Origin of the sequence: Acidovorax facilis (assembly GCF_050626955.1) — a bacterium.
Classification (GTDB): Bacteria; Pseudomonadota; Gammaproteobacteria; order Burkholderiales; family Burkholderiaceae_C; genus Acidovorax; species Acidovorax facilis.
On sequence record NZ_CP192460.1, the window covers coordinates 5,115,001 to 5,140,177 of the forward strand.

At 64.8% G+C, this 25,177-nt stretch carries 22 protein-coding genes and 2 rRNA genes (1 of these 24 cut by a window edge); 17 read left to right on the forward strand and 7 right to left on the reverse strand.

Annotated features, from left to right (window positions below):
• Together ACQ4MJ_RS23440 and rrf are read left to right on the forward strand one after the other, a co-directional pair.
• Positions 1-668: ribosomal RNA gene (locus ACQ4MJ_RS23440) — 23S ribosomal RNA — on the forward strand (it extends 2,211 nt beyond the left edge of the window).
• Positions 669-822: 154 nt separating this feature from the next.
• Positions 823-935 (forward strand): 5S ribosomal RNA (gene rrf / locus ACQ4MJ_RS23445).
• A 185-nt stretch (positions 936-1,120) separates the two neighbouring features.
• On the opposite strand, the gene ACQ4MJ_RS23450 is transcribed toward rrf, so the two are convergent.
• The 5 genes from ACQ4MJ_RS23450 to ACQ4MJ_RS23470 form a co-directional block, all read right to left on the reverse strand.
• On the reverse strand, positions 1,121-1,888 hold the full coding sequence (locus ACQ4MJ_RS23450; RefSeq protein ID WP_431151100.1) for a class II glutamine amidotransferase: 768 nt from the start codon (positions 1,886-1,888) through the stop codon (positions 1,121-1,123).
• 89 nt (positions 1,889-1,977) lie between these two features.
• Entirely contained in the window at positions 1,978-3,432 is a 1,455-nt protein-coding gene (locus ACQ4MJ_RS23455; RefSeq protein ID WP_431151098.1) for a DHA2 family efflux MFS transporter permease subunit, read from the reverse strand.
• Positions 3,433-3,489: 57 nt separating this feature from the next.
• Entirely contained in the window at positions 3,490-3,678 is a 189-nt protein-coding gene (locus ACQ4MJ_RS23460; RefSeq protein ID WP_010466444.1) for a 4-oxalocrotonate tautomerase, read from the reverse strand.
• Positions 3,679-3,748: 70 nt separating this feature from the next.
• Entirely contained in the window at positions 3,749-4,012 is a 264-nt protein-coding gene (locus ACQ4MJ_RS23465) for a cysteine-rich CWC family protein (RefSeq protein ID WP_431151097.1), read from the reverse strand.
• Between the two features lie 314 nt (positions 4,013-4,326).
• A complete protein-coding gene (locus tag ACQ4MJ_RS23470) occupies positions 4,327-6,537 on the reverse strand; it encodes a malate synthase G (protein ID WP_431151096.1) in 2,211 nt (736 codons plus the stop codon).
• Positions 6,538-6,820: 283 nt separating this feature from the next.
• Here ACQ4MJ_RS23470 and ACQ4MJ_RS23475 point away from each other — a divergent pair, with 283 nt between their 5' ends.
• The 3 genes from ACQ4MJ_RS23475 (at position 6,821) to ACQ4MJ_RS23485 (ending at position 10,493) form a co-directional block, all read left to right on the forward strand.
• Positions 6,821-8,746: an acyl CoA:acetate/3-ketoacid CoA transferase gene (locus ACQ4MJ_RS23475; RefSeq protein ID WP_431151095.1), complete on the forward strand. Its 1,926-nt coding sequence runs from the start codon at positions 6,821-6,823 to the stop codon at positions 8,744-8,746.
• Positions 8,747-8,889: 143 nt separating this feature from the next.
• Entirely contained in the window at positions 8,890-9,822 is a 933-nt protein-coding gene (locus tag ACQ4MJ_RS23480; protein ID WP_055397973.1) for a LysR family transcriptional regulator, read from the forward strand.
• A 26-nt stretch (positions 9,823-9,848) separates the two neighbouring features.
• Positions 9,849-10,493, forward strand: coding sequence for a response regulator (locus tag ACQ4MJ_RS23485; protein WP_431151093.1), 645 nt, complete (start codon positions 9,849-9,851; stop codon positions 10,491-10,493).
• Between the two features lie 212 nt (positions 10,494-10,705).
• On the opposite strand, the gene ACQ4MJ_RS23490 is transcribed toward ACQ4MJ_RS23485, so the two are convergent.
• Positions 10,706-13,375 carry a hybrid sensor histidine kinase/response regulator gene (locus tag ACQ4MJ_RS23490; protein WP_431151092.1) on the reverse strand — a complete coding sequence of 890 codons (2,670 nt, stop codon included), beginning with the start codon at positions 13,373-13,375 and terminating at the stop codon, positions 10,706-10,708.
• 230 nt (positions 13,376-13,605) lie between these two features.
• Between ACQ4MJ_RS23490 and ACQ4MJ_RS23495 the strand changes: the two genes are divergently transcribed.
• Entirely contained in the window at positions 13,606-14,973 is a 1,368-nt protein-coding gene (locus ACQ4MJ_RS23495; protein WP_121421454.1) for a dicarboxylate/amino acid:cation symporter, read from the forward strand.
• Positions 14,974-15,176: 203 nt separating this feature from the next.
• Positions 15,177-15,623, forward strand: a complete 447-nt coding sequence (locus tag ACQ4MJ_RS23500; protein WP_218301423.1) for a DUF2214 family protein — start codon at positions 15,177-15,179, stop codon at positions 15,621-15,623.
• Positions 15,624-15,701: 78 nt separating this feature from the next.
• Here ACQ4MJ_RS23500 and ACQ4MJ_RS23505 read toward each other — a convergent pair whose 3' ends face one another.
• On the reverse strand, positions 15,702-16,070 hold the full coding sequence (locus tag ACQ4MJ_RS23505) for a PsiF family protein (RefSeq protein WP_055397983.1): 369 nt from the start codon (positions 16,068-16,070) through the stop codon (positions 15,702-15,704).
• A 203-nt stretch (positions 16,071-16,273) separates the two neighbouring features.
• Between ACQ4MJ_RS23505 and argS the strand changes: the two genes are divergently transcribed.
• From argS to ACQ4MJ_RS23555, 10 genes are all read left to right on the forward strand, one after another.
• Positions 16,274-17,983: an arginine--tRNA ligase gene (argS, locus tag ACQ4MJ_RS23510; protein WP_431151091.1), complete on the forward strand. Its 1,710-nt coding sequence runs from the start codon at positions 16,274-16,276 to the stop codon at positions 17,981-17,983.
• A 9-nt stretch (positions 17,984-17,992) separates the two neighbouring features.
• Positions 17,993-18,637, forward strand: a complete 645-nt coding sequence (locus ACQ4MJ_RS23515) for an SPOR domain-containing protein (RefSeq protein WP_055397987.1) — start codon at positions 17,993-17,995, stop codon at positions 18,635-18,637.
• A gap of 80 nt (positions 18,638-18,717) precedes the next feature.
• Complete coding sequence (locus ACQ4MJ_RS23520; protein ID WP_431151089.1) at positions 18,718-19,374, forward strand: thiol:disulfide interchange protein DsbA/DsbL; 657 nt, start codon at positions 18,718-18,720, stop codon at positions 19,372-19,374.
• A 108-nt stretch (positions 19,375-19,482) separates the two neighbouring features.
• Complete coding sequence (lptA, locus tag ACQ4MJ_RS23525; protein ID WP_431151087.1) at positions 19,483-20,136, forward strand: lipopolysaccharide transport periplasmic protein LptA; 654 nt, start codon at positions 19,483-19,485, stop codon at positions 20,134-20,136.
• A gap of 11 nt (positions 20,137-20,147) precedes the next feature.
• Positions 20,148-20,945 carry an LPS export ABC transporter ATP-binding protein gene (gene lptB, locus ACQ4MJ_RS23530; RefSeq protein ID WP_055402495.1) on the forward strand — a complete coding sequence of 266 codons (798 nt, stop codon included), beginning with the start codon at positions 20,148-20,150 and terminating at the stop codon, positions 20,943-20,945.
• The gene (locus ACQ4MJ_RS23535; RefSeq protein WP_431151085.1) at positions 20,945-22,534 is read left to right on the forward strand and encodes an RNA polymerase factor sigma-54; all 1,590 of its coding nucleotides are present in this window, start codon (positions 20,945-20,947) and stop codon (positions 22,532-22,534) included. Before lptB ends, ACQ4MJ_RS23535 begins: the two co-directional genes overlap by 1 nt.
• Positions 22,535-22,601: 67 nt before the next feature.
• Positions 22,602-23,084 carry an acyl-CoA thioesterase gene (locus ACQ4MJ_RS23540; RefSeq protein WP_055402488.1) on the forward strand — a complete coding sequence of 161 codons (483 nt, stop codon included), beginning with the start codon at positions 22,602-22,604 and terminating at the stop codon, positions 23,082-23,084.
• Positions 23,081-24,373, forward strand: a complete 1,293-nt coding sequence (locus ACQ4MJ_RS23545) for a THUMP domain-containing class I SAM-dependent RNA methyltransferase (RefSeq protein ID WP_431151083.1) — start codon at positions 23,081-23,083, stop codon at positions 24,371-24,373. The genes ACQ4MJ_RS23540 and ACQ4MJ_RS23545 overlap by 4 nt, the downstream gene beginning before the upstream one ends.
• Positions 24,363-24,848 (forward strand): putative toxin-antitoxin system toxin component, PIN family, encoded by a 486-nt coding sequence (locus tag ACQ4MJ_RS23550; protein WP_431151081.1) that lies wholly within the window; start codon positions 24,363-24,365, stop codon positions 24,846-24,848. The genes ACQ4MJ_RS23545 and ACQ4MJ_RS23550 overlap by 11 nt, the downstream gene beginning before the upstream one ends.
• A gap of 36 nt (positions 24,849-24,884) precedes the next feature.
• Positions 24,885-25,166 carry a hypothetical protein gene (locus ACQ4MJ_RS23555; RefSeq protein WP_431173680.1) on the forward strand — a complete coding sequence of 94 codons (282 nt, stop codon included), beginning with the start codon at positions 24,885-24,887 and terminating at the stop codon, positions 25,164-25,166.
• Positions 25,167-25,177 lie beyond the last annotated feature (11 nt).

Below are 25,177 nucleotides of genomic sequence, written 5' to 3' on the forward strand. Positions count from 1 at the left end.
TAGGCAGTTTGACTGGGGCGGTCTCCTCCCAAAGCGTAACGGAGGAGTTCGAAGGTACGCTAGTTACGGTCGGACATCGTGACGATAGTGCAATGGCATAAGCGTGCTTAACTGCGAGACTGACAAGTCGAGCAGATGCGAAAGCAGGACATAGTGATCCGGTGGTTCTGTATGGAAGGGCCATCGCTCAACGGATAAAAGGTACTCTGGGGATAACAGGCTGATACCGCCCAAGAGTTCATATCGACGGCGGTGTTTGGCACCTCGATGTCGGCTCATCTCATCCTGGGGCTGTAGCCGGTCCCAAGGGTATGGCTGTTCGCCATTTAAAGAGGTACGTGAGCTGGGTTTAAAACGTCGTGAGACAGTTTGGTCCCTATCTTCCGTGGGCGCTGCAGATTTGAGGAAGCCTGCTCCTAGTACGAGAGGACCGGAGTGGACACACCTCTGGTGTATCGGTTGTCACGCCAGTGGCATTGCCGAGTAGCTAAGTGTGGAAGAGATAACCGCTGAAAGCATCTAAGCGGGAAACTCGTTTCAAGATGAGATCTGCCGGGGCCTTGAGCCCCCTAAAGAGTCGTTCAAGACCAGGACGTTGATAGGTCAGGTGTGGAAGCGCAGTAATGCGTTAAGCTAACTGATACTAATTGCTCGTGCGGCTTGACCCTATAACTTTGATAGCCAATATGCAAACCGTAAGGAATGTGTGAAAAGCTCAAAGATTGTTATGCCAAGTTGACGCAGTCAAAAGACACAAAAATCTGATTCCAAACTCTATGAATTCGCTAGGCTGTTCCTCGAACAGCTCAGCACCCAGTTATGCCTGATGACCATAGCAAGTTGGTACCACTCCTTCCCATCCCGAACAGGACAGTGAAACGACTTTGCGCCGATGATAGTGCGGGTTCCCGTGTGAAAGTAGGTCATCGTCAGGCTCTTACAGCCCAGAAAACCCCAGTCAGATATGACTGGGGTTTTTTGCTTTTGGCATGGCGCTAATGCAGTGCAGGATGGCTTCGAGAGCGTTGCGTGCCAACTCTCTGGACACTGAAGCTACACGGCCAAAGGCTCCCGCCCGAGACAAGCCCCTTTGATCGCATCGCGCGCACAGCGCTAGTGCTTAGACGTCCAGTCTTCTGCCTTCGCAAAACACCAGCAATTCGCTTTTACCAAACGCAGTCCAGGTTTCATTGGTAGTCAGCGGGCTCGTCACAATCACGGCCACTTCGTCCTTTTCATTGGTTTCTCGCGAAAAGTCGAGGCTGACGTCTTCATCACTCAGTTGCGCCTGTCCAAACGGATACCGGCGCTCTAGGTAGTACAAGCTGGTAGTCGCATGGGACCATAGCGCCTGACCATTCGAGAGCAAGAAATTGAAGGTGCCGTGGGGGCTGATCCGTGCGGCGAGCTCTTTCAGCGTCAAAGTCAGTTCCGGGACGGACGGCACGCTGGCATGGGACTTTGCCAACTCTTGCATGATCCAGCAAAAAGCATGTTCGCTGTCGGTGTCGCCCACCGGGCGGAAATGCGAGTGGAGGCGGGGGCGGAAATCCTTCAGATCGCCGTTGTGGGCAAAAACCCAATAGCGTCCCCAGAGTTCACGCACGAAGGGGTGGCAGTTTTGAAGGCTGACAATGCCCTGGGTCGCCTTGCGGATGTGGGCGATGACGTTTTTGCTTTTGATCGGGTATCGGCGGATCAGCTCTGCCACCGGAGACTCCACCGCTGCCTGATGATCTACAAAATGTCGTAGGCCTTTGTCTTCAAAAAAGGCGATGCCCCATCCATCGCTGTGGTGATCCGTTTTTCCTCCTCGTTGCGCAAATCCCGTGAAGCTGAAGGTCACGTCGGTGGGAACATTGCAATTCATGCCGAGCAGTTGGCACATGGGGAGATTCCGTTTCTCTGAAGTCTTGGCGGTGCAGCTAGATCATGCCCGATGCGGTCCAGCGAAGGCGATGTCGATAGGTGGCCCGTTTAACGGGGCTTGGCTTCCCGCAGTTGCCAGGCGGCTACCAAGGCCAGCAGGCACAACAAGGTCAGCATCAAAAAGGTTTCGCCGAACGCAGTGATACGGGCCGGGCCGCTGGCGCCCGCGACGAGCGAGGCGCCATGGGCGCTCAATCGCCACTCCAGGACGATGCCACACAGGCTGACGCCGGCTGCCCCGCCCAGCATGCGCAAGAAGCCGATGGTGCTGGAGCCCTGCGAGATAAGTGATTTGTCCAGAGGCCGCATGGCCCCGAGGTTCAACGAGGGCAGGATGAAGCCAAGACCAATGCGGCCCAACATTGCAAACGCCACCAGCATCCACAATGAAGAGCCCAAGCCCACAAACACCATGAGTCCAAACGAAAGCGCCAGCAAGCCCAGTCCGATGCTGACCAGAAAATGGGTGGGCTGGCGGTCGGCAAGCCGGCCCACCACCGCGATGGTGATGGCAAGGACAAATCCTGCTGGCAGCATGAGCGTACCCACATGTGATGCCGACAAGTCCAGCCCCAACTGCATGAACACTGGCAGCAGATAGGTGGATCCGAACAAGGCCGTACCGTAGATGAATGCCACCACGCTGCCCATGGCGAACTGGCGGTACTGAAACAGGCGCAGATCCATCAGCGGCTTGCGGCCCATGCGCAGCAACTTGCGCTGCCAGGCAATGAAACACGCGACAGCCATCACCGCTCCCGACAGCAGGCCGAGTGCTTCGGCCACGGAGCCGCCATGCAGCGACACCAGGCCATTGAGCAAGCACAGCGTACCCACAGTGCCCAGCAGGAGCCCACGCCAGTCCAGCGCCTCACCTTGGCGGTTGGCCTCCACGCCGCCCGGGGCGGTGACGGGCACAAACTTGTAAGCCAACCAGATGGACGCCAGACACAGCGGCACCACCATGAAAAAAATCGAGCGCCAGCCAAACCAGTCCACCAGCAAGCCGCCGATGCTAGGCCCGATGGCGGGTGCCAGTACAACGCCCATGCCGAAGATGCCGCTGGCGCGGCCCTGCTCATGGGGTTTGAAGGCGTAAAGAATGATGACGGCCGGGATCGGTTGAACAACGCCTGCCGCCAACCCCTCCGCAACCCTCGCAGCCAGCACCAGACCAAAATCCCGCGCGAGCCCGCCGCCAATGCCGCCCGCCAAGAGCAGCAGCATCGCGCCGACGTAAGTGGCGCGGTACCCGTAGCGCGACAGCAGCCAGGGCGTGGTGAGCATCGACACCGTGGTGGCCACCATGAAGCCTGAGGTGACCCACTGCGCGCGCTCCTGGCCCAGCGTGAAATAGTGGCTCATGTCGGGGATGGCCACGTTCACGATGGTGGACGACATGATCGACGCCATCGTGCCCACCATCACGGACAGCAATACCAGCCAGCGGTAGCGCTCTCCGTAGCGCTCCCTCAAAACGGCCAGCGAGCCTGCCTGGGTCATGGAGCGGTGCGGGTCAACAGTTTGCGCCAATGCGCCTGAAAAGGGGCAAAGCCCCGCTCAGGTGCGCTCGGACCAGAGCTTGCCTCCCGTGGCCCAGTTTTCGCGCTTGATGTCGGTGATGAGAATGTCCACCGACTCGGGCGAGCCGCCCAGGATTTCAACGGAAACGCGGGTGATTTCCTCCACCAGCTTCTTCTTTTGTTCGACCGTGCGGCCTTCCATCATTTCGACGTGGTACGTGGGCATTTCAGCTTCCTTGCAGTAGGGGTGGTTGCACAAACAAAAAACAAAGGCGAAATCATATCGACGCGGGCTGCTACGACGGTGCAAGCGGCGACGACGACGGAGAGGACGGCCTCCCGCGTGATCCGCAGGCCGGGCAGATACAGGTCTTGCCCCGCTGTTCGGGCCGCAGCGCGGCCAGTGCCTCGGGGGCAACGGTGCCGGGGGCCATGCACCAGCAGCTCTCGGATGGCTGTCCGGCAGCAATTGCGCAGAGATTTGGCTGCCCGCACAGGGGGCAGACGGATGCGGCGGGCGCATCGGTAGCGCTACTAGCGCTGGGCGAAGGGGAAGTCATGGCGGATTCGGCTTGCAGACGGGTGGCCCGCCACGGGGGCGGGCGTGCCGAGGGCCAGTGTACGGCGCAAGCACATACCCCGCTGCGGAGCGGAACTGGTTGAACCCTCTGCCGTGGGCCGATTCCCTCGGACCTGTCGCACGTTCGTAAACCAACTTTGGGTTGTGCGCAGCGAGGTGGGGATGGGTTGAAAGAAAGCTTCAAACAAAAATAGCTGCTAGCGCTTTACTATCAAGCGCAAGCAGCTATAAAAAACTGAGCAATCGTCTCATTGAAGCGCGCGCGATGCCCACGCGCGCGTCACCGCCTGCTGCTCAGGCTGCCTGCGCCGCCTTCAGCTTCAGGCGCCAGGCGTGCAGCAGCGGCTCGGTGTACCCGCTGGGCTGCTCCTGGCCCTTGAGCACCAGGTCAAGGGCCGCGCGGTAGGCGTAGCTGGTGTCAAAGTGGCCCGCCATCGGCTGGTACAGCGGGTCGCCCGCGTTCTGGCCATCGACCACGGCGGCCATGCGCTCGAAGGTCTCCTTCACCTGGGCATGCGTCACCACGCCGTGCAGCAGCCAGTTGGCCATGTGCTGGCTGCTGATGCGCAGCGTGGCACGGTCTTCCATCAGGCCCACGTTGTGGATGTCGGGCACCTTGGAGCAGCCCACGCCCTGGTCCACCCAGCGCACCACGTAGCCCAGGATGCCCTGGGCGTTGTTGTCCAGCTCCTGCTGCTTCTCGGCGTCGCTCCAGCTCGGGGCGGCGGCCACGGGCACGGTCAGCAGGCCGGTCAGCAGGTTGTCGCGCTCGGCATTCACGTCGGTCTTTTCCAGCTCGATCTGAATGTCGCTCACCTTCACCTGGTGGTAGTGCAGCGCGTGCAGCGTGGCGCCCGTGGGGCTGGGCACCCAGGCGGTGTTGGCACCGGCCTTGGGGTGGGCGATCTTCTGCTTGAGCATCTCGGCCATCAGGTCGGGCATGGCCCACATGCCCTTGCCGATCTGCGCCTTGCCGCGCAGGCCACAGCTCAGGCCCACGAGCACGTTGTTCTTCTCGTACGACTGGATCCAGGCGCTGGTCTTCATGTCGCCCTTGCGCACCATGGGGCCGGCGTGCATGGCGGTGTGCATTTCGTCGCCCGTGCGGTCCAGGAAGCCGGTGTTGATGAAAGCGACGCGGCTCGATGCGGCGGCGATGCAGGCCTTGAGGTTGACGGACGTGCGGCGCTCTTCGTCCATGATGCCCAGCTTGACGGTGCTGTCGGGCAGGCCCAGCAGCTTCTCGACGCGGCCGAACAGCTCGGCCGCAAAGCCGACTTCGGCCGGGCCGTGCATCTTGGGCTTGACGATGTAGACGCTGCCCTTGCGGGAGTTGCGGATTCCGTTGGCGCCATGGCCTTGCAGGTCGTGCAATGCGATAGCCGTTGTGACCACTGCATCCATGATGCCTTCGGGGATCTCGCGCTGCGTGCCCTGCGCGTCGGTCCACAGGATGGCCGGGTTGGTCATCAGGTGGCCCACATTGCGCAGGAACATGAGCGAGCGGCCATGCAGGCGCACTTCTCCGCCTTGGGGGGCCGTGTAAACACGGTCAGGGTTCAGTCCGCGCGTGAAGGTCTTGCCGCCCTTGGCGACCTGCTCGGTCAGCGTGGCCTGGATGATGCCCAGCCAGTTGCTGTAGCCCAGCACCTTGTCTTCGGCGTCCACGGCGGCCACGGAGTCTTCCAGGTCCAGGATGGTGGAGAGGGCCGCTTCCAGCACCAGGTCGCTCACGCCCGCAGCGTCGCTCTGGCCGATGGGGGTAGACCGGTCGATCTGGATATCCAGGTGCAGGCCGTTGTGCTGCAGCAGCACCGATGAAGGCGCTGCTGCGCTCCCCTGGTAGCCCTTGAACTGCGATGCGTCCTTCAGGCCTGTGGTGCTGCCGTTGGCGAATGACACCACCAGCTGGCCGCCTTCCACTTTGTAGCCAGTCGAATCCTTGTGCGAGCCCGAGGCCAAAGGCGCCGTGTCGTCCAGCACCTGGCGCGCAAAGGCAATCACCTTGGCGCCTCGCACGGGGTTGTAGCCCTTGCCTTTTTCGGCGCCGCCTTCTTCGCTGATGGCGTCCGTGCCATACAGCGCGTCATACAGGCTGCCCCAGCGCGCGTTGGCGGCGTTGAGTGCATAACGTGCGTTCAGGATGGGCACCACCAGCTGCGGGCCGGCCTGCGTGGCCAGCTCGTCGTCCACGTTGGCGGTGGTCGCCTTCACATCGGCGGGCTGGGGCACCAGGTAGCCGATCTTTTCGAGGAAGCTGCGGTAGGCCACCATGTCCTTGATGGGGCCGGGGTTGGCCTTGTGCCAGGTGTCCAACTCGGTCTGCAGGCGGTCGCGCTCGGCCAGCAGGGCGATGTTGCGCGGGGCCAGGTCCGACACGATGGCGTCAAAGCCCTTCCAGAAGGCGGCGGCATCGACACCCGTGCAGGGCAGCACCTTGTCTTCGACAAAGCGGTACAGGGAGGTGGCCACTTGCAGGCCGTGGATTGCGGTGCGGTCGGTCATGAGGGTGCCTAAAGAGTTGAGTTGTTGAAACGTGGATCAAAGAAATGTCGGACCTTGGCGAGAAGGCCATGGACAGACTGTATTGCAAATGTTTCTCCACATAAATACGGTGAAAAGCTCGAAACCAGTGACTTTTACGCAAAACTGGTGACAGTCCGTAGTTGCACGGAATGGCGCACCGGCCGGTTAAGCACTACGCTGCGCGAAGAGCCGGGGCGCCCCCGCAATCTATTGCGAGGCCGTGATCTGGCTCATAAAAATAACCCCACCGGGAGACAAATCCATGCAGGCACCCCTGGCCGCTGGCGCGCTGAACGCTGCCTACAAGAACAAGATCGTCAGCGCCGCCGATGCGGTGCAACTCATCCACGACGGCGACACCGTGGCCACGGGCGGCTTTGTGGGCATCGGCTTTGCCGAGAGCATCGCCGTGGCACTGGCCCAGCGCTGGGAGTCCACGCAAACCCCGCGCGACCTCACGCTGGTCTACGCTGCAGGGCAGGGCGACGGCAAGCAGCGCGGCCTCAACCACCTGGGCCACGCGGGGCTGCTCAAGCGCGTGATCGGCGGGCACTGGGGCCTGGTGCCACGCATTCAGAAACTGGCGGTGGACAACCAGATCGAGGCCTGGAACCTGCCCCAGGGCGTGATCACACATTTGTTCCGCGACATCGCCGCGGGCAAGCCCGGCACGCTCACGCGCGTGGGTCTCGATACCTTTGTGGACCCGCGCCACGGCGGCGGCAAGCTCAACGCGCGCACCACCGAAGACCTGGTGCGCGTGCTGCCCATCGACGGGCAGGACTACCTGTTCTACAAGGCCTTCCCCATCCACGTGGGCATCATCCGCGCGACCACAGCCGACGCGGACGGTAACCTCACCATGGAGCGCGAGGCGCTCACGCTCGAAGCGCTGGCGATTGCCATGGCGGCACGCAACTCGGGCGGCGTGGTCATTGCGCAGGTCGAGCGCATTGCCGAGCGTGGGTCGCTCAACCCCCGGCAGGTGAAGGTGCCCGGCGTGCTGGTGGACGCCGTGGTGCTGGCCACCGAGCCCGCGCACCACCACCAGACCTTTGCCGAGCCCTACAGCGCCGCCTTTGCCGGTGAGCTGCGTGTGCCCGTGGACACCCTGGAGGCGATGCCACTCACCGAGCGCAAGATCATCGCCCGCCGCGCAGCGCTGGAGCTGCGCCCGCACCAAGTAGTGAACTTAGGGATAGGCATGCCCGAGGGCGTGGCCAACGTAGCGGCTGAGGAGCGCATCATCGACCTCGTCACGCTCACGGCCGAGCCCGGCGTGATCGGCGGCATCCCGGCGGGTGGCCTGAACTTTGGCGCGGCCGTGAACCCGCAGGCCATCATCGACCAACCCAACCAGTTCGACTTCTACGACGGCGGTGGTCTCGACATCGCCATCCTGGGCCTGGCGCAGGCCGACCAGCACGGCAACCTCAACGTGAGCAAGTTTGGCCCGCGCCTGGCGGGTGCGGGCGGCTTCATCAACATCAGCCAGAACGCTAAGACCGTGGTGTTTGTCGGCACCTTCACGGCAGGCGCGCTGCAGGTGGAGGCGGTGGACGGCCACCTGCACATCCTGCACGAAGGCGGCGCGCGCAAGCTGGTGCGCGAGGTGGAGCATCGCACCTTCAGCGGCGCCGAGGCCCTGCGGCGCGGCCAGCGCGTGCTGTATGTGACGGAGCGCTGCGTGTTCCGCCTGGTGCCCTCGGGCGAGCCGGAGGGCGGCGGCGCGCTGGAGCTGATCGAGCTGGCGCCCGGCATCGACCTGCACCGCGACGTGCTCGCCCACATGTCCTTCACGCCGCGCATCAGCCCGGGTTTGCAGACCATGGATATGCGCCTGTTCGAGCCCGGCCCGCTGGGCCTGCGTGAGCAACTGCTCAACCGCCCGCTGGTGCAGCGCTTTGAGCTGGACGCCGCACGCCAACTGCTGCACATCGACTTCTCGGGCCTGCAGATCAACACCGCCAGCACCATCGACGCCATCGAGCAGGAGGTGCGCCACCTGCTGGCCCCGCTCGCCACGCGTGGCGAACGCGTGGCGGTGATCGTGAACTACGACCACTTCACCATCGCGCCCGACCTGGCGGATGCCTATGCGGCCATGGTGCAAGGCCTCACGCGCGACCACTATGCGGAGGTCAAGCGCTACGGCACCGTGGGGTTCCTCAAGTCTCGATTGACCTGATTGCTATATTAATAATAGCTATCAAGGCAATCTGGTCGCGCGCAAGGGCCTGTTTTTGCTTCAGATTTTTCAGTCACTGGGCGACGCCGCGCTGCAGCGGCCGGGTGCAGGCCCCCGCGTGGATGTCTCCATAATCACCGCCCATGGACAAACTCAAGGCCTTCGAATCCTTTGTATCGGTGGCCACGCGCGGCAGCCTCACGGCAGCCGCCAAGGCCGAGGGCGTGGCGCCCGCCATCATGGGCCGTCGGCTCGATGCGCTCGAAGAGCACCTGGGCGTGAAGCTCTTGGTGCGCACCACCCGCCGCATCAGCCTCACGCACGAGGGCAGCGCGTTCCTGGAAGACTGCCAGCGCCTGCTGTCCGACGTGGCCAATGCCGAGGCCAGCGTGTCCGAAGGCGGCGTCAAGGCCACGGGCCATTTGCGCATCACCGCCCCGGCTGGTTTTGGCCGCCGCCATGTGGCGCCGCTGGTGCCGCGTTTCCGCTCGGCGCACCCCGATGTGACCATCTCTCTCAACCTCAGTGACCGCGTGGTGGACCTGGCGGGCGAAGGCTTTGACTGCGCTGTGCGCGTGGGCGATTTGCCCGATTCGTCGCTGGTGAGCGTGCGCATTGCCGACAACCGCCGCCTGTGCGTGGCCACACCCGAATACCTGGCCCGGCGCGGCACCCCGCGCGCCCCGGCCGAGCTGGTGCAGCACGACTGCCTCACGCTCTCCAGCGACGCCTCGCAGACGCGCGGCTGGGCGTTCCGGGTGCCGCATGCCGATGGCTCCACCGAGGTCATGCACCTCAAGCCCGGCGGGCCGCTCGACTGCTCCGATGGCCAGGTGCTGCACGACTGGTGCCTGGGCGGCTGGGGCATTGCCTGGCGCAGCACCTGGGAGGTCGAGGCCGAGATCGCCGCAGGCCGACTGGTCGCGGTGCTGGAGGACTTTGCCGCACCGCCCAACGGCATCTACGTGGTCTTCCCCCAGCGCAAGCACCTGCCGCTGCGTGTGCGGCTGTGGATCGAGCACCTCAAGCACCAGTACGCACAGCCCGCGTTCTGGAAAGGCCCCCAGGGCGGCTGACGGCCCCGTGGCAGACTGCACATTCCATGTCCGAGCCCACGCTTCTCGTCGCTGACGACCACCCGCTGTTCCGCGCGGCCGTGCTGCACGTGCTGCGCGAACGCCTGCCCCAGTACCGCACGCTGGAGGCGGCCAGCGCCGCCACGCTGGGCACGGCGCTGCAGGAGCACCCGGAGATCGAGCTCGTGCTGCTGGACCTGAGCATGCCCGGCACACGCGGCTTCTCGGCCCTGCTGCATGTGCGCGGCGAATACCCCGAGCTGCCGGTGGTGATCATTTCGTCCAACGACCACCCGCGTGTCATCCGGCGCGCGCAGCAGTTTGGTGCGGCGGGTTTCATCCCCAAGTCCGCGCCCGCCGAGGCCATGGGCGACGCCATCCAGGCCGTGCTGGACGGCGGCAGCGGGTTCCCGCCCATGGCGGCCGAGCGCTCCGAGGCCGACGCCGAGTTGGCCGCGCGGCTCGCGCAGCTCACGCCCCAGCAGTTCCGCGTGCTGCTGTGCCTGGCCGACGGGCTGCTCAACAAGCAGATCGCCGCCGCGCTGGGGTTGGCGGAGAACACGGTGAAGGTGCACGTCACCGCCATCCTGAAAAAGCTCGCGTGCTACAGCCGCACGCAGGCGGCGGTGCTGGTCAAAAGCCTGGAGACGGAAGACGGCGTGTCTTCCTGAGGTGGAGATCTGCATCAAAACGGCCGCTGTCGCTTATTCAAAAAGCCCTGGCAGCTACTAAAAGCGTAGCGACGAGCGCAGCCTATCCAACCGGGCGCAGCACCCTGCGCGAGGCGCCGTGCAAGCGCCGCCAACACACAGTGCATGCACTGGCGTCCTCCCGCTTCCCGTGGCGCGCAGCGCGGAGAGAGAAGGGGAAGCCGCGCAGCGGCTCAGGGGGATGCTTCCTGTCTAAGCAGCGTCTGACTCACCAGCGCCCGCAGCGCGGGCGCCCGCACCGGCTTGGCCAGAAAGCCCCAGCCGCGTTCGGCGGCCTGGCGGCGCAGGGTGGCGTCACGTTCGGCGGTGACCAGGATCACGGCGGGGGCTTGGCCCCAGCGCTGGCACAGCTCCGTGTAGACATCGGGGCCATGGTGGTGGCTGCCCAGGTGCACGTCCAGCAGCACCAACCGGGGTGCCTGGCCGGGCTGGGCGGCGGCCAGGGCCTCGGGCGCGCCAGCGGCCAGTGGCACCGTGCAGCCCCAGCGCTGCAGCAGGGCCTGCGTGGCGGTGCAGGTGGGGCCGTCGTCATCAATGACCCAGGCGCTGCTGCCCTGCAGCGGCGCGTCGTCGGCGGGTTGCTGCATGGTGGCGGGGGGCGCAGCCTGCTGCGCAGCGGCGGGGTTGCCCAGCGGCACACACACCCAGAACACGCTGCCACGCCCCAGTTGCGAGCGCAGGCCGATCTCGTGCCCCAGCAGGCGGCCCAGGCGTTCGACAATGGCCAGGCCCAGGCCTGCGCCCCGGTCGTCGGCGCGGCCCTCGTCCAGGCGGCGGAATTCTTCGAAAATTACACGCTGCAGCGCCTCGGGGATGCCGGGGCCCTGGTCATGCACTTCGATGCGCAGGTGGTCATTGCCCACTCTGCGGCAGCCCACCACGATGCGCCCGCGTCGGCTGTAGCGGATGGCGTTGGAGACAAAGTTCTGCAGGATGCGGCGCAGCAGGTTGTCGTCGGTGCGCACCACGGCGCGCGTGGGCACGCAGCGCAGTTGCAGGCCCTGGCTTTCGGCCAGCACGCCAAAGTTGTGGCCCAGCACCTGCAAGAGTGGCCCTAGGGCCACGTCGTGGATGTGCACATCGAACTGGCCCGATTCCATGCGCGAGATGTCGAGCAGGCTGTTGAGGATGGCGTCCTGCGCGGCCAGGGCGCCGTCGATGCTGTCCACGGCGTGCCGTTCGGCGTCGCCTGGCAGATGGCTGCGCAGCAGCGAAGTGAACATGCGCGCGGCGTTCAGGGGCTGCAGCAGATCGTGCACGGCGGCGGCCACAAAGCGGGTCTTGGAGCGGTTGGCCTGCTCGGCCTCGCGCCGCGCGGCGTCCAGGTCGCGGGTGCGGTCGGCCACGCGCTGCTCCAGCGCATCGGCCAGCGATCGCAGCTCGCGTGCGGCGTTCTTGTAGCTGGTGATGTCGGCGTAGCTGGTCACAAAACCGCCTTCGGGCAGCGGATTACCCCGGATCTCCAGCACCGTCCCGTCGTCCTTGGCGCTTTCGTGCAGGTGTGGCGTGCCGCTGCGCAGGTGGGCCAGCCGCCGTTCGATGGCCTCATCCACCGGGCCGGGCCCCAGCAGGCCCCGGCGCGCGTTGTGGCGCATCAGGTCGGCAATGGGCTGGCCCACGCGCATCAGGTCTGCCGGGAAGCGAAACAGCTGCACATAGCGCGAGTTCCAGGCCACCAGGTTCAGGTCGGCGTCGATGATGACCACGCCCTGCGGCAGATGTTCCAGGCTGCGCGAGAGGCCCGTGTCGGTCTGCTGGGCGGCCTGCTGCGCCGCCTGCACGATGCCGTCCTGCGCGGTGCGAAGCTCCTGGGCGTGCTGGCGCAGCACGGTCTCCAGCTCCTGGCGGCTGCGCTGGCGCAGGCTTGACAGGCGCTGGCGCTGGCGCACAAACAGCACGAGCAGGCCCAGCGCCAGCCAGCCGCCCGCGCCTGCCGCAGCGGCCCACCGGCTGTCCGCGAAGCTGCTGTGTGTCTCGTGCAGCAGGTGCAGCTGCCACAGGGTGCCGGGCAGGGGCTGGGTCCGCCACAGCACGCGGCCGGGCAGGGCAGGGGCCTGCACGCTGACCAGCCGACCGCCAGTGTCCAGGGCTTCCACCACGCGGACTTCCAGCGGGCGCAGCGGCTGGTCGGCGTACTGCCGGGTGGCGTTCAGCTCGCGGCGTTCCTCATCGTCCAGTGGCTCCAGCAGGCGGTAGCGCCACGCATCCTGGCTGGCCAAAAAAACCACGCCATGCGCGTCCGACGCCAGCACGATGTCGGTGGTCTGCAGCCACTCGCGTTCCAGCTCCTGCAGCGCGATCTTGATGGCCACCAGCCCCAGCGTCTGGCCCTGGTCGTCGTGGATGGCCTGAGACAGAAAGTAGCCCGGCTCACCCGTGGTCACGCCAATGCCATAGAAGCTGCCGCGCCCCTGGGCCAGCGCCTGCTGCACGTAGGGGCGAAAGCTGTAGTCCACCCCCACATTGCTGGTGGCCGTGCGCCAGTTGCTGGCGGCCACGGCCAGGCCGTCGCGGTTGAGCAGGGTAAGGGTGGAGGATTGGCTGGCACCGTTGGCCTGCTCCAGCTTGCGGTTGAGCTGCTCCCCATCGGCCGCACTCAGTGGGTGGGTCAGCGCGTTGCGCAGCTGTGCATCCAGCGCCAGCACTTCGGGCAGGGTGCGGTAGCGGTCGATGCGCTGGGCCAGGGCCTGGCCGTAGAGCGCCAGTTGGCCCTGCACGCTGCGGTTTTCTTCCTGCAGTGAACGCTGCCAGGCCCATTGGCCGGCGATGAACATGCTGCCCACCATGCCCCCAAGCAGGATCAGCAGGGTCCAGAATTTTCGGAGGCGGGGCGTCATCGTCATGGGGAAAATTTGTTCCTGGCGCGGTCCGTAGGCTGGGATGTTGCGGGGAGCGAGTGTGCCGCATCCCGGCCAGGTGCTAGGTGTTTTCCCTATATTGGGGCAAGCGGCGCCCTATGGCGGTGCCCCTGACTAATACCAATAGGTTATCGGCTCAAACAGCGTGCGGCGGTACAAACGGCACCCTCGACGCACCCCGGTGGTGCAGTCTTTCGTGATTTCAGGAGACCTCCATGCACGCCATTTCCGCCCCCACAGCCCACCCCGTGCGGCTGCCTTTTTACCGGCAGCTGTATTTCCAGGTGGTGCTCGCCATCGTCCTGGGTGTCTTGCTCGGGCATTTTGAACCCGCCTATGGCGAGGCGCTCAAGCCGCTGGGTGATGCCTTCATCAAGCTGGTCAAGATGATCATCGCGCCGGTGATCTTCCTGACCATCGTGACCGGCATTGCGGGCATGTCGCAGCTGAGCAGCGTGGGCCGCGTGTTTGGCAAGGCCATGGCGTACTTTTTGTTCTTCTCCACGCTGGCCCTGGTGGTGGGTCTGGTGGTGGCCAACGTGGTGCAGCCCGGCGCGGGCATGAACATCAACGTCGCCGATCTGGACCAGACGGCCGTGAAGAGCTACGTGGCCAAGTCGCATGAGATGAGCCTGACCGGGTTTGCGATGGACATCATCCCCAAGACGCTGGTCAGCCCCTTCGTGGGCGACAACATCCTGCAGGTGCTGCTCGTGGCCGTGCTGTTTGGCGTGGGCCTGGCACTGGTGGGTGAGGCGGGCCGTCCGGTGCAGCATTTTCTGGAAGCGCTGACCACCCCCGTGTTCAAGGTGGTGGGCATTGTGATGAAGGCCGCGCCCATCGGTGCGTTCGGTGCCATGGCGTTCACCATCGGCAAGTTTGGCCTGGGTTCGCTGGTCAATCTGGCCTGGCTGGTGGGCTCGTTCTACATCACCTCGTTGCTGTTCGTGGTGGTGATCCTGGGCTTTGTGGCGCGGCTGTGTGGATTCTCGGTGTTCAAGCTGTGCCGCTACCTGAAGGCCGAGCTGATGCTGGTGCTGGGCACCTCGTCGTCTGAATCCGCCTTGCCCTCGCTGATGGAAAAGATGGAAAAGGCCGGTTGCAGCAAGTCGGTGGTGGGTCTGGTGGTGCCCACGGGCTATTCCTTCAACCTGGACGGCACCAACATCTACATGACGCTGGCCGCGCTGTTCATCGCCCAGGCCACGAACACCGAACTGACGCTGGGTCACCAGGTGGCGTTGCTGCTGGTGGCGATGCTCAGCTCCAAAGGCGCAGCAGGCGTGACCGGTGCAGGCTTCATCACTCTGGCCGCCACCCTGGCCGTGGTGCCTGAAGTGCCGGTGGCCGGCATGGCGCTGATTCTGGGTGTGGACCGCTTCATGAGCGAATGCCGCTCGCTGACCAACTTTATTGGTAACGCCGTGGCCACCGTGGTGGTATCCCGTTGGGAAAACGCGCTGGACCATGAGCGCCTGGATGCCGCGCTGAACGGTCATCCCCTGCCCGCCCCGGCCACTGCCATGGCCCCGGTGGTGCCTGCGGATGTGCCGGCAGGCGCGATGGCCCGCACGGTGGCCTGATCGCGTCCGCTCCGGTGTTCGGTCAAAGCGGCGCAGGCCCTCGGGTCTGCGCCGCTTTTTTTGGGGGGACGCAATGCGGTGGCACACATACCGGCATGCCGCGTTGCGCGGCGGTCGCGAAATTCCTCAAGCAAAATGGCGGCCACCCGGGTTTCAGAAAAGCAGCGCGCACTGAGGTCCTGGGTTTTGCAAAGGAAACCCCCATGACCCTCGAAGCCGTCCTCGCCGCCCTGCACCTGGTGGCCATCCTGACCTTTGTGGTCTTTTTATCGAGCCAGGCGGCGCTGTGCCGCATGGAGTGGATGAACGCCGCTGTGGTCGAGCGTCTGGCGCGGCTGGATGTGATCTACGGTGTGGCGGGGGCGCTGATGATAGCCAGCGGCGTGGCGCGTGTCCTCTGGGGCATCAAGGGGGCTTCGTGGTATCTCTCGCAGCCGCTGTTTCACATCAAGATCACCATCATTCTGGTCATGATTCTCCTGTCCTTCTGGCCTTCGTTGGTGTTTCGCCGCTGGCGCCATGCGCTGCGCAGCACGGGGGCACTGCCTGACGCGCTGGAGGTGAAAAAAGTTCGCCGCCTCGTGATGATCCAGTCCCACGTGTTGCCGGTGGTGGCGGTGATCGCGGTGTTCTGGGCGCGGGGCTGGTAGGCGTCGCAAGAAAGACCTTCCGCCCACAAAAAAGCCGCTGACCCTCACGGGCAGCGGCTTTCTTTGTTTTGGCAGGGCTTATTTGTTCTTCAGGCATTCGCTCATGAAGGCCTTGCGCTCGTCGCCCTTGAGCGTCTTGGCTTTTTCGTCAGCGTTGCAGGCCTTCATCTTGTTTTGCTGGGTTTCTGGCTTGTTGCTCAGGCAGGTCTTCATGAAAGCCTTGCGCTCGTCGCCCTTCTTGTCCGCCGCTTCCGCATTGCAGGTGGCCATGCGGGTCTGCTGCTTGGTGGGCGCGGCGGCCGATGCCGCAGGCGCTGCCGGCGTGGCGGGGGTTGCTGCCGTGGCCGGGGCGGCAGCCTTGGCTCCGGCGGCAGGGGCGTCGGCAGCGTGGGCTGCGCCGAACGAAAGGACCAGGCTCAGGGCTGTCAGGGAGAGAAGCTTGTTCATAGGGGCTCCAGTAGAGTGTGGCATCTGACGCAACCTGCGTCGGATTGCCCGATTACAACGTATGCTCTGGAGACGGGGCTGACACGCCGCAGGCCAGGCCATGATTCTTTACGATCTGTTGCGTACTGGCTGCGCAGGGCTGCTTTGGCGCTGCTGGCGGCATGCTCGGTGGGCGCCCCGGCCCGGCCCCGTAAAATCCGCCGATGCTCACAGCCAAAAATGAATTGCTCGCTGCGCTTGCGGCCGAGCTGGAAGTCCTGTCCCCTGGCGCTGGCGCCAAGGCGGCGTTTGAATCCCCCAAGGTGGCGGCCCATGGCGACTTCGCCTGCACCGCCGCCATGCAACTGGCCAAGCCGCTCAAGCTCAATCCCCGCGCCTTGGGTGAACAGCTCAAGGCCGCACTGGAGGCCACGCCCGCCTTCAACCGCTGGGTGGATGCCATTGAAATCGCCGGACCGGGCTTTCTGAACATCCGCTTGAAGCCCGCCGCCAAGCAGGAAGTCGTGCGCGAGGTGCTGGCCGCTGGCGAGCGTTTCGGCTATCAACCCGACAACGGCCAGCGCGTGCTGGTCGAGTTTGTCTCGGCCAACCCCACCGGCCCGCTGCACGTGGGCCACGGCCGCCAAGCTGCTTTAGGCGATGCCATCTGCAACCTGTTCAGCACCCAGGGCTGGAAGGTGCACCGCGAGTTCTATTACAACGACGCGGGCGTGCAGATCGATACGCTGACCAAGAGCACGCAGCTGCGCGCCAAGGGCTTCAAGCCCGGCGACGACTGCTGGCCCACCGACAGCGACAACCCGCTGGCCAAGAACTTCTACAACGGCGATTACATCGCCGACATTGCCGAGGCCTTCAAGGCCAAGGCCACGGTGAAGGCCGACGACCGCGAGTTCACGGCCAACGGCGACGTCGAGGACTACGACAATATCCGCCAGTTCGCCGTGGCCTACCTGCGCAACGAGCAGGACAAGGACCTGCAGGCGTTCAACCTGCACTTTGACGAGTACTACCTGGAGTCCAGCCTGTACACCAGCGGCCGCGTCGAGGCCACGGTGAACAAGCTCGTCGCCAATGGCAAGACCTACGAGCAAGATGGCGCGCTGTGGCTGAAAAGCACGGACTACGGCGACGACAAGGACCGCGTCATGCGCAAGCAGGACGGCTCCTTCACCTACTTCGTGCCCGATGTGGCGTACCACATCGCCAAGTGGGAGCGTGGCTTCACGAAGGTCGTCAACATCCAGGGCACGGATCACCACGGCACCATTGCCCGCGTGCGCGCGGGCTTGCAAGCGGCCGACGTGGGCATTCCGCAGGGCTACCCCGACTATGTGCTGCACACGATGGTGCGTGTGGTCAAGGGCGGTGAAGAGGTCAAGATCAGCAAGCGCGCAGGCAGCTATGTCACGCTGCGCGACCTGATCGAATGGACCAGCAAGGACGCCGTGCGTTTCTTCTTGCTCTCCCGCAAGCCCGATACCGAGTACACCTTCGACGTGGACCTGGCCGTGGCGCAGAACAACGACAACCCCGTGTACTACGTGCAGTACGCGCATGCCCGCATCCAGTCGGTGCTGCGCGCGTGGCAAGAGGCTGGCGGTGGCAACGTGGCTTCGCTGCACGACGTCGATCTGTCGGCTCTCGAAGGCCCACAGGCCCAGGCGCTGATGCTGCAGCTGGCCAAGTACCCCGAAATGCTCACGGCTGCGGCCGACGGCGAAGCCCCGCACGATGTGACCTTCTACCTGCGCGACCTTGCCGCCAGCTACCACAGCTACTACGACGCCGAGCGCATCCTGGTGGACGACGAGGCCGTGAAGAAGGCTCGCCTGGCGCTGGTCGCCGCCACCGCGCAGGTATTGCACAATGGCCTGGCCGTGCTGGGCGTGTCGGCTCCAGCCAGAATGTAAGCAGTCACTATGAAGAAACAACAGACGGGCGGGACCATCGTCGGCTTTATCGTTGGGGTCATCGTGGGCCTGGGCGCTGCCTTGGCTGTGGCGGTGTACGTGACCAAGGTGCCGGTCCCCTTCCTTAACAAGGGCAATGGCCGGGGCGTGGACATGGACGCCGCCGAGACCCAGAAGAACAAGAACTGGGATCCCAATTCGCCTTTGTATGGCAAGAACCCGGCTCGCCCGGCAGCCCCGCCCGCTGTGGCTGCCTCGGCGCCCACCCCAGCCGCGCCGGATGCGCGGGCTGTGGCATCGGCGCCCGCACCCAAGCCCGCTGCCAGCAAGCCCGAGGCCAAGGCTGAAACCAAGCCTGGCGCCGACCCGCTGGGCGATCTGGCCGTGGCCAAGGCTGCTGCCAAGGGCAATCTGGACCCGTTCGACTACTTTGTCCAGGCCGGGGCTTTCCGCACCCAGGCGGACGCCGATGCGCAGCGCGCCAAGCTGGCCATGCTGGGCTGGGAGGCCCGCGTGAGCGAGCGTGAGCAGAATGGCCGGGCGGTGTTCCGCGTGCGTGTGGGGCCGTTCACCAAGCGCGACGACGCCGAGCAGCTCAAGGAGAAGCTCGATGGTGCCGGGCTGGAGTCGGCGCTGGTGCGCGTGCAGCGCTGACGCGCCAGACTTCGGGTGGCTGAACTTTTTGCGGGGGCATGGCTCACATCCCCCAGACCTGTAACAGGAGAGTCTTTGTCATGAAACGCCGTGAGTTTTCTTTGTCCGCCGCCTCGGCGGTTGCCGCTTCCGCCCTGACGTTGCCAGTGGCCACCCCCGCGCTGGCTCAGGCCCGCCAGTTCAAGGAGGGCAAGGACTTCCGGCGGCTTGACAAGCCGTTAGCGCCCGACGCGCCTGCGGGCAAGGTCGATGTGATCGAGTTCTTCTGGTACAGCTGCCCCCACTGCAACGCCTTTGAACCCGCGCTCGACGCCTGGGTCAAGGCCGCCCCCAAGGACCTCTCCGTCCGTCGTATGCCCGTGGCCTTCAACGCGAGCTTTGTGCCCCAGCAGAAGTTGTACTACGCCCTGGAAGGCATGGGCAAGCTCGAAGCCCTGCACGCCAAGGTGTTCCGCGCCATCCATGTGGAAAAGCAGAAGCTGGCCAAGGACGACGAAATTTTTGCCTGGGTGGCCCAACAGGGTGTGGACGCCGCCAAGTTCAAGGAAATCTACACCTCGTTCAGCGTGTCCAACCAGGTTCGCCGTGCTTCGCAACTGCAGGACGCCTACGGTGTGGAGGGCGTGCCCTCGATGGGTGTGGCGGGCAAGTTCTACACCGATGGCACCATGGCGGGCAGCATGCAAAACGTGCTGCAGGTGGTGGAACATCTGGCGGCAGTGGCCCGCAAAGGCTGACGGTTTTCGCCCGGCCGCCGGTTCCCATTGGCAAAAGCCCGCACATGCGGGCTTTTTTCATGGAGGAACGCGACGGGGTGGCTACAATGATTGCAAGATTCGTGCCCTATGAACCATCGCCTCCTTCCGATCCTCCTGCTCGCGGCCCTGGCCTGCACCTTCGGTGTGGCCCATGCCGAAAAGGCCGACCGCGCCAAGCCCATGAACATCGAGGCGGACGCTTTGCGCCACGATGAACTCAAGCAGACCAGCGTGTTCTCTGGCCGCGTGGTCATGACCAAGGGCTCCATCGTGCTGCGCGGCGCGCGGCTGGATGTGCGCCAGGATGCCGATGGCTACCAGTACGGTGTGGTCACGGCAGAGCCCGGCAAGCGCGCCTTCTTCCGGCAAAAGCGCGACACCCTGCCGGGAGCACCCGAGGAGTTCATTGAAGGCGAGAGCGAAGTCATCGAGTACGACGGCAAGGCCGACAACGTCCGCTTCATCACCCGTGCCGAGCTGCGCCGCTACCGGGGCGCTGTGCTCAGCGACGAGATCACCGGCGCCGTGATTGTCTACAACAACCTGACCGACGTGTTCTCCGTGGACGGAAAGCGCACCGCCACCAACGCTGCGGGCGATGCCCCCGCACCGGGCAGCCGCGTGCGCGCCGTGCTGGCCCCCAAAGATCCACCGCCCGCTGCGGCGGCCCCCGAGGCGGCGTCCCCGGCCTCAGCCCCGGCGCTGCGCCCCAGCAACAGCCTTGGCGGCGGCGCCAAGTGAGTGGGCCCGCTGTGAGTACCGGCCCTGACACTCAGGCGGGTAGCCGCCTGGGGCCTGATTCCCAGGCGGGCAGCCGCCTGGAGGTGCAGCACCTGGCGAAGTCTTATGGCAGCCGCAAGGTCGTCAAGGACGTTTCGCTGGTCGTGCAAAAAGGTGAGGTCGTGGGGCTGCTCGGCCCCAACGGCGCGGGCAAGACCACCTCGTTCTACATGATCGTGGGCCTGGTGCGCAGCGACGAGGGAGACATCCGCATCGACGGCCAATCGGTGGCCCACATGCCCATCCACCGGCGCTCGCGCCTGGGCCTGTCGTACCTGCCGCAGGAAGCCTCGATCTTTCGCAAACTCACAGTCGAAGAGAACGTGCGCGCCGTGCTGGAACTGCAGCGTGGTGATGACGGCCAGCCGCTCTCGCGCGACGCCATCGAGGAGCGCCTGACGGCCCTGCTGCAGGAGCTGCGCGTGGACCACCTGCGCGCCTCGCCCGCCATGGCCCTGTCCGGCGGCGAGCGCCGCCGCGTCGAGATTGCCCGGGCCCTGGCCACTCAACCGCGTTTCATCCTGCTGGACGAGCCCTTTGCCGGCATCGACCCCATTGCCGTGATCGAGATCCAGCGCATCATCGGCTTCCTGAAGGCGCGGGGCATTGGTGTGCTCATCACCGACCACAATGTGCGCGAAACCCTGGGCATCTGCGACCACGCCTTCATCATCAGCGATGGCCGCGTGCTCGCGCAGGGCACGCCGTCCGAGATCGTGGACAACGCCGAGGTACGACGTGTTTACCTTGGCGAACACTTCAGGATGTGATGAAGCCTGGACTCTCGCTGCGCGTCTCGCAGCATCTTGCATTGACCCCCCAGCTTCAGCAGTCCATCCGGCTGCTGCAGTTGTCCACGCTCGAACTCTCGCAGGAAGTCGAGCAGATGCTCGACGAAAACCCGTTCCTCGAACGCAATGCCGACGAAGCTCCGCGCGAGGAGTTTGGCCTGGAAGCCGCCGACACGCCCGCGCAGCCTGATGAGTACAGTGCTGATGATGCTATATTTTCAGGAGCTAGCAGCGCAAGCAGCACAAGCGCTGAAGGCCAAAATGATGCTGAAGCACCGAGTGCTGGCGCTGACGAGCCTGACTGGAGCGGTGACGGCACGGTAGAAATGGCGCCCAACGACGCGGAGTGGGGCGGGGATGCGCCCGCCCGCAACCGCAACGACTCCGAAGGCGACGAGGCCGACGCCACCGAGCTGGCCCGTTCGCATGAATCGCTGACCGCCTTTTTGCACCGTCAGGCGCTGGCGCTGCGCTTGTCCGAGATCGACCGCGCCGCGCTGCGTTTTCTCATTGAATCGCTCAACGACGACGGCTACCTCGAAGAGCCGCTGGAAGAGCTGGCCATCAGCCTGGCCGGGCCGGACGACCTGGAGCAAATCGAAGAGCTGGTGCACCGCTTCACCGTGGCCCAGCGCCTGCTGCAAAGCCTGGAGCCCACCGGCGTGGGTGCGCGCAACCTGGCCGAATGCCTGACGCTGCAGCTCACGGCGCTGGCTGCCGACGAGGACAGCGATGCTGACCCCGACACGGTGCAGACCGCGCTGCGCATTTGTCAGCAGCCGCTGGAGATGCTGGCCCGCCGCGATATCCGCCGCCTGACGCAGCTGTGTGGCGACGGCGAAGAGCGCACCCGCGCCGCCATGGCGCTGATCGCTCGCCTGGAGCCTCGCCCCGGCCGTCGCTTTGCCGACGTGGAGCGCAACATCATCATTCCCGATGTCATCGTGCGCAAAGCCGGGCGTGCCAATGGACGCGATGGCCAGCACAACTTCATCGTCAGCCTCAACCCCGATGTGATGCCGCGCCTGCGCGTGCACGACATCTATGCTGGCGCCCTGCGCGGCCACAAGGGCGGCGAGGGCCACCAGGGCATGCAGCAGCGCCTGCAGGAGGCCCGCTGGTTCATCAAGAACATCCAGCAGCGCTTTGACACCATCCTGCGCGTCTCGCGCGCCATCGTGGAGCGGCAAAAAAGCTTCTTCACCCACGGCGAGTTGGCCATGCGCCCGCTGGTGCTGCGCGACATCGCCGACGAACTGGGCCTGCACGAATCCACCATCAGCCGCGTGACCACCGCCAAATACATGGCCACGCCAATTGGCACGTATGAGCTGAAGTACTTCTTTGGCTCGGGCCTGGGTACCGAGACCGGCGGCAACGCGTCCAGCACCGCCGTGCGCGCCCTCATCAAGCAGTTTGTGGCCGCAGAAAGCCCCGCCAAGCCGCTGTCCGACAGCCAGATCGCCGAGATGCTCAAGGAACAGGGCATCGAGTGCGCACGCCGCACCGTGGCCAAGTACCGCGAGGCGCTCAAGATCGCGCCGGCCAACCTGCGCAAGGCGCTGTAGGTACCCCGGTTGGGGGCGCATGGCTCGCCCTGTTTGAATTTTTCGTTTTTCTATCCGCCACCCCACCATGGCCCGCATCGTCTTCGACCTCCCCCCGCACTTCGGCTTTGCCACCGAGCTGCAGATCTACATCAGCCACGTCAACCAAGGCGGGCACCTGGACAACGCGCAACTGCTGAGCCTGGTCTCTGAAGCGCGGGTGCGCTTCTTCCAGTCGCTGGGCTACCCCGAGGCCGACGTGGGCGGGCTGTCCATCGTGGTCGGCGACATCGTGGCGCAGTACAAGTCCGAAGGTTTCCACGGTGAAACCATGCGCGTGGAGATGGCGCCTGCGGACTTCAACCGCTATGGGTTTGACCTGGTGTTTTGCATGACCGAGAAGACCTCAGGCCGCGAGGTGGCGCGCGGCAAGATCGGCATCGTCTTCATCGGCAAGGCCGACCGCAAGGTGGCGCCGATCCCCGAATCCATCCGCCAATTGCTGCTGGCCCGCGCGGGAACGCCGGATTCCCACGCATTGTCTGAGCGCGTATCCTCCCCATCGACATGAACCAACTCCAACTTTTTCTCCCCTGCGCCGCTGGTGTGGAGGGCTTTCTGGCCGACGAGGTGCATGGCATCACCGGCCTCACGGGGCAAGACCTGCTCGTCGGCCGCGGCGGCGTGCTGCTGCGCGCCTCGTGGCGCGAGGCGCTGCTGCTCAACCTGCACAGCCGACTGGCCCAGCGCGTACTGGTGCAGTTGGCGCACCGCCCGTACCGCTCCGAGAACGATCTCTATGCCATGGCCAGCGACGTGGCCTGGGAAATCTGGTTCACCACGCGCCAGACCTTCAAGGTCGAGGTGACGGCCCAACACAGCCCGTTGCAGAGCCTCAACTTCGCAGGTCTCAAGGTCAAGGACGCGGTGGCCGACCGCTTCCGCGCCAAAAGCGGCGTGCGGCCCGACGTGAACACCCAGTGGCCCGATGTGCGCATCCACCTGCACCTGACCACCGACGAGGCCACGATCTACATCGACACCTCGGGCGAGCCGCTGTTCAAACGCGGCTGGCGCGAAGACAAGGGCGATGCGCCACTGAAAGAAACCCTGGCCGCCGCCATGATTGCCGCCAGCGGCTGGGACCCGCATGGCGACAACCCCCAGCCCCTGTACGACCCCTGCTGCGGCAGCGGCACCATCGTGATCGAGGCCGCGCAGATCGCCTGCCGCATTCCGGCCGGCATGCTGCGGCGTTTTGCGTTCGAGAAGCTGCTGCCGTTCCAGGCCCATGTCTGGGATGCTATTAAAAGCGAAGCTGAAAGCGCAATACAGACAAGCGCTGTGCCCCTGTTTGGCAGTGATGTGGCCTTCCGCATGGTCGACTTTGCGCAGCGCAATGCTGAGCGCGCAGGCGTGGCCGATGCCGTGCAGCTGCGCGGCGGCGACGCCCTGCAGCGCATGCCACCGTGCGACCAGCCTGGCGTGATGCTGCTCAACCCGCCCTACGGCGAGCGCATTGCTGCCGCAGGTAGCGCAGGCCGCAACGCCAGCGAGCGCGCTGCCGACCGTGCCCAGGGCATGGCCGTGGGTCGGGAAGAGGCGCAGACCGAGGATGGCGGCGAATTCTTCAGCCAGCTGGCCTCGCACTGGAAGAAGAACTACGCTGGTTGGCAGGCCTGGATGCTCACACCCGACCTCAAGCTGCCCGGCAAGATGCGCCTGAAAGAATCGCGCCGCGTGCCGATGTGGAACGGCCCCATCGAATGCCGCCTCTTCCGCTTCGACATGATCAAGGGCGCGGTGCGCGACCGTGCTGCAAAACCCGCCCCTGACAACGACCCGCGCAATGCAGGTTGAACTGCGCCTGCCCGCCGAGGCCGCACAGGGCGAACCCGCCCGCCCTGTGGTGGTGGACACCAACGTCGCGCTCGACCTGCTGATCTTCAGCGACCCGCGCACCGCCCCCCTGCGCGCACTGCTGGCCCAAGGGCGCCTGGCCTGGATAGCGACCCAGGTCATGCGCGACGAACTGGAGCGTGTGCTGGCCTATCCGCACATCGTTGGGCGCATGGACTACTACCGCCTGGATGCAGCGCAGGTACTCGCTGCATTTGATGCGCAGGCGCGGCTGGTGGAGGTCGCGCCCAAGGTGCCCTATGTCTGCAAGGACGCGGACGACCAGAAGTTCATCGACCTGGCGGCGGCACACCGGGCGATTTTGCTGAGCAAGGACAAGGCGGTGATCTGTATGCGCAAGCGGTTGGCGCTGTTGGATGCGCAAGTGGCGACGGAGCTGGTGCTTGAAGAGGTACCCGTCGCTGCGATGGATTGAACGCTCTTTGAGCCGTCTGTCACCATGAGGATCCGTATGGGGCCACTGGGTTTTCTAGTCCTTGCAGGCTTCTTCGCGTACCTCGCTTTCGATGCGCGTCAGTTTGAACGAACGTCCGGCCACAAGATCTGGGCTGTACCGCCATCGTCTGGCCGGGCTGTTGGCGTGGATCCTTTGTCGCCCGCCGAGCAGGATGGGTTGCAGTCGAACAAGTTGACTGCGGTAGGGGGCATTCCCGGCCTCTACTGGGTCTTTGTTGTGCTCTCGATGGGTTGTCTGGTTGTCGCTGCCTGGCTGTGGTTCGCGTGGGACTTTTGAAGACGCGTAGG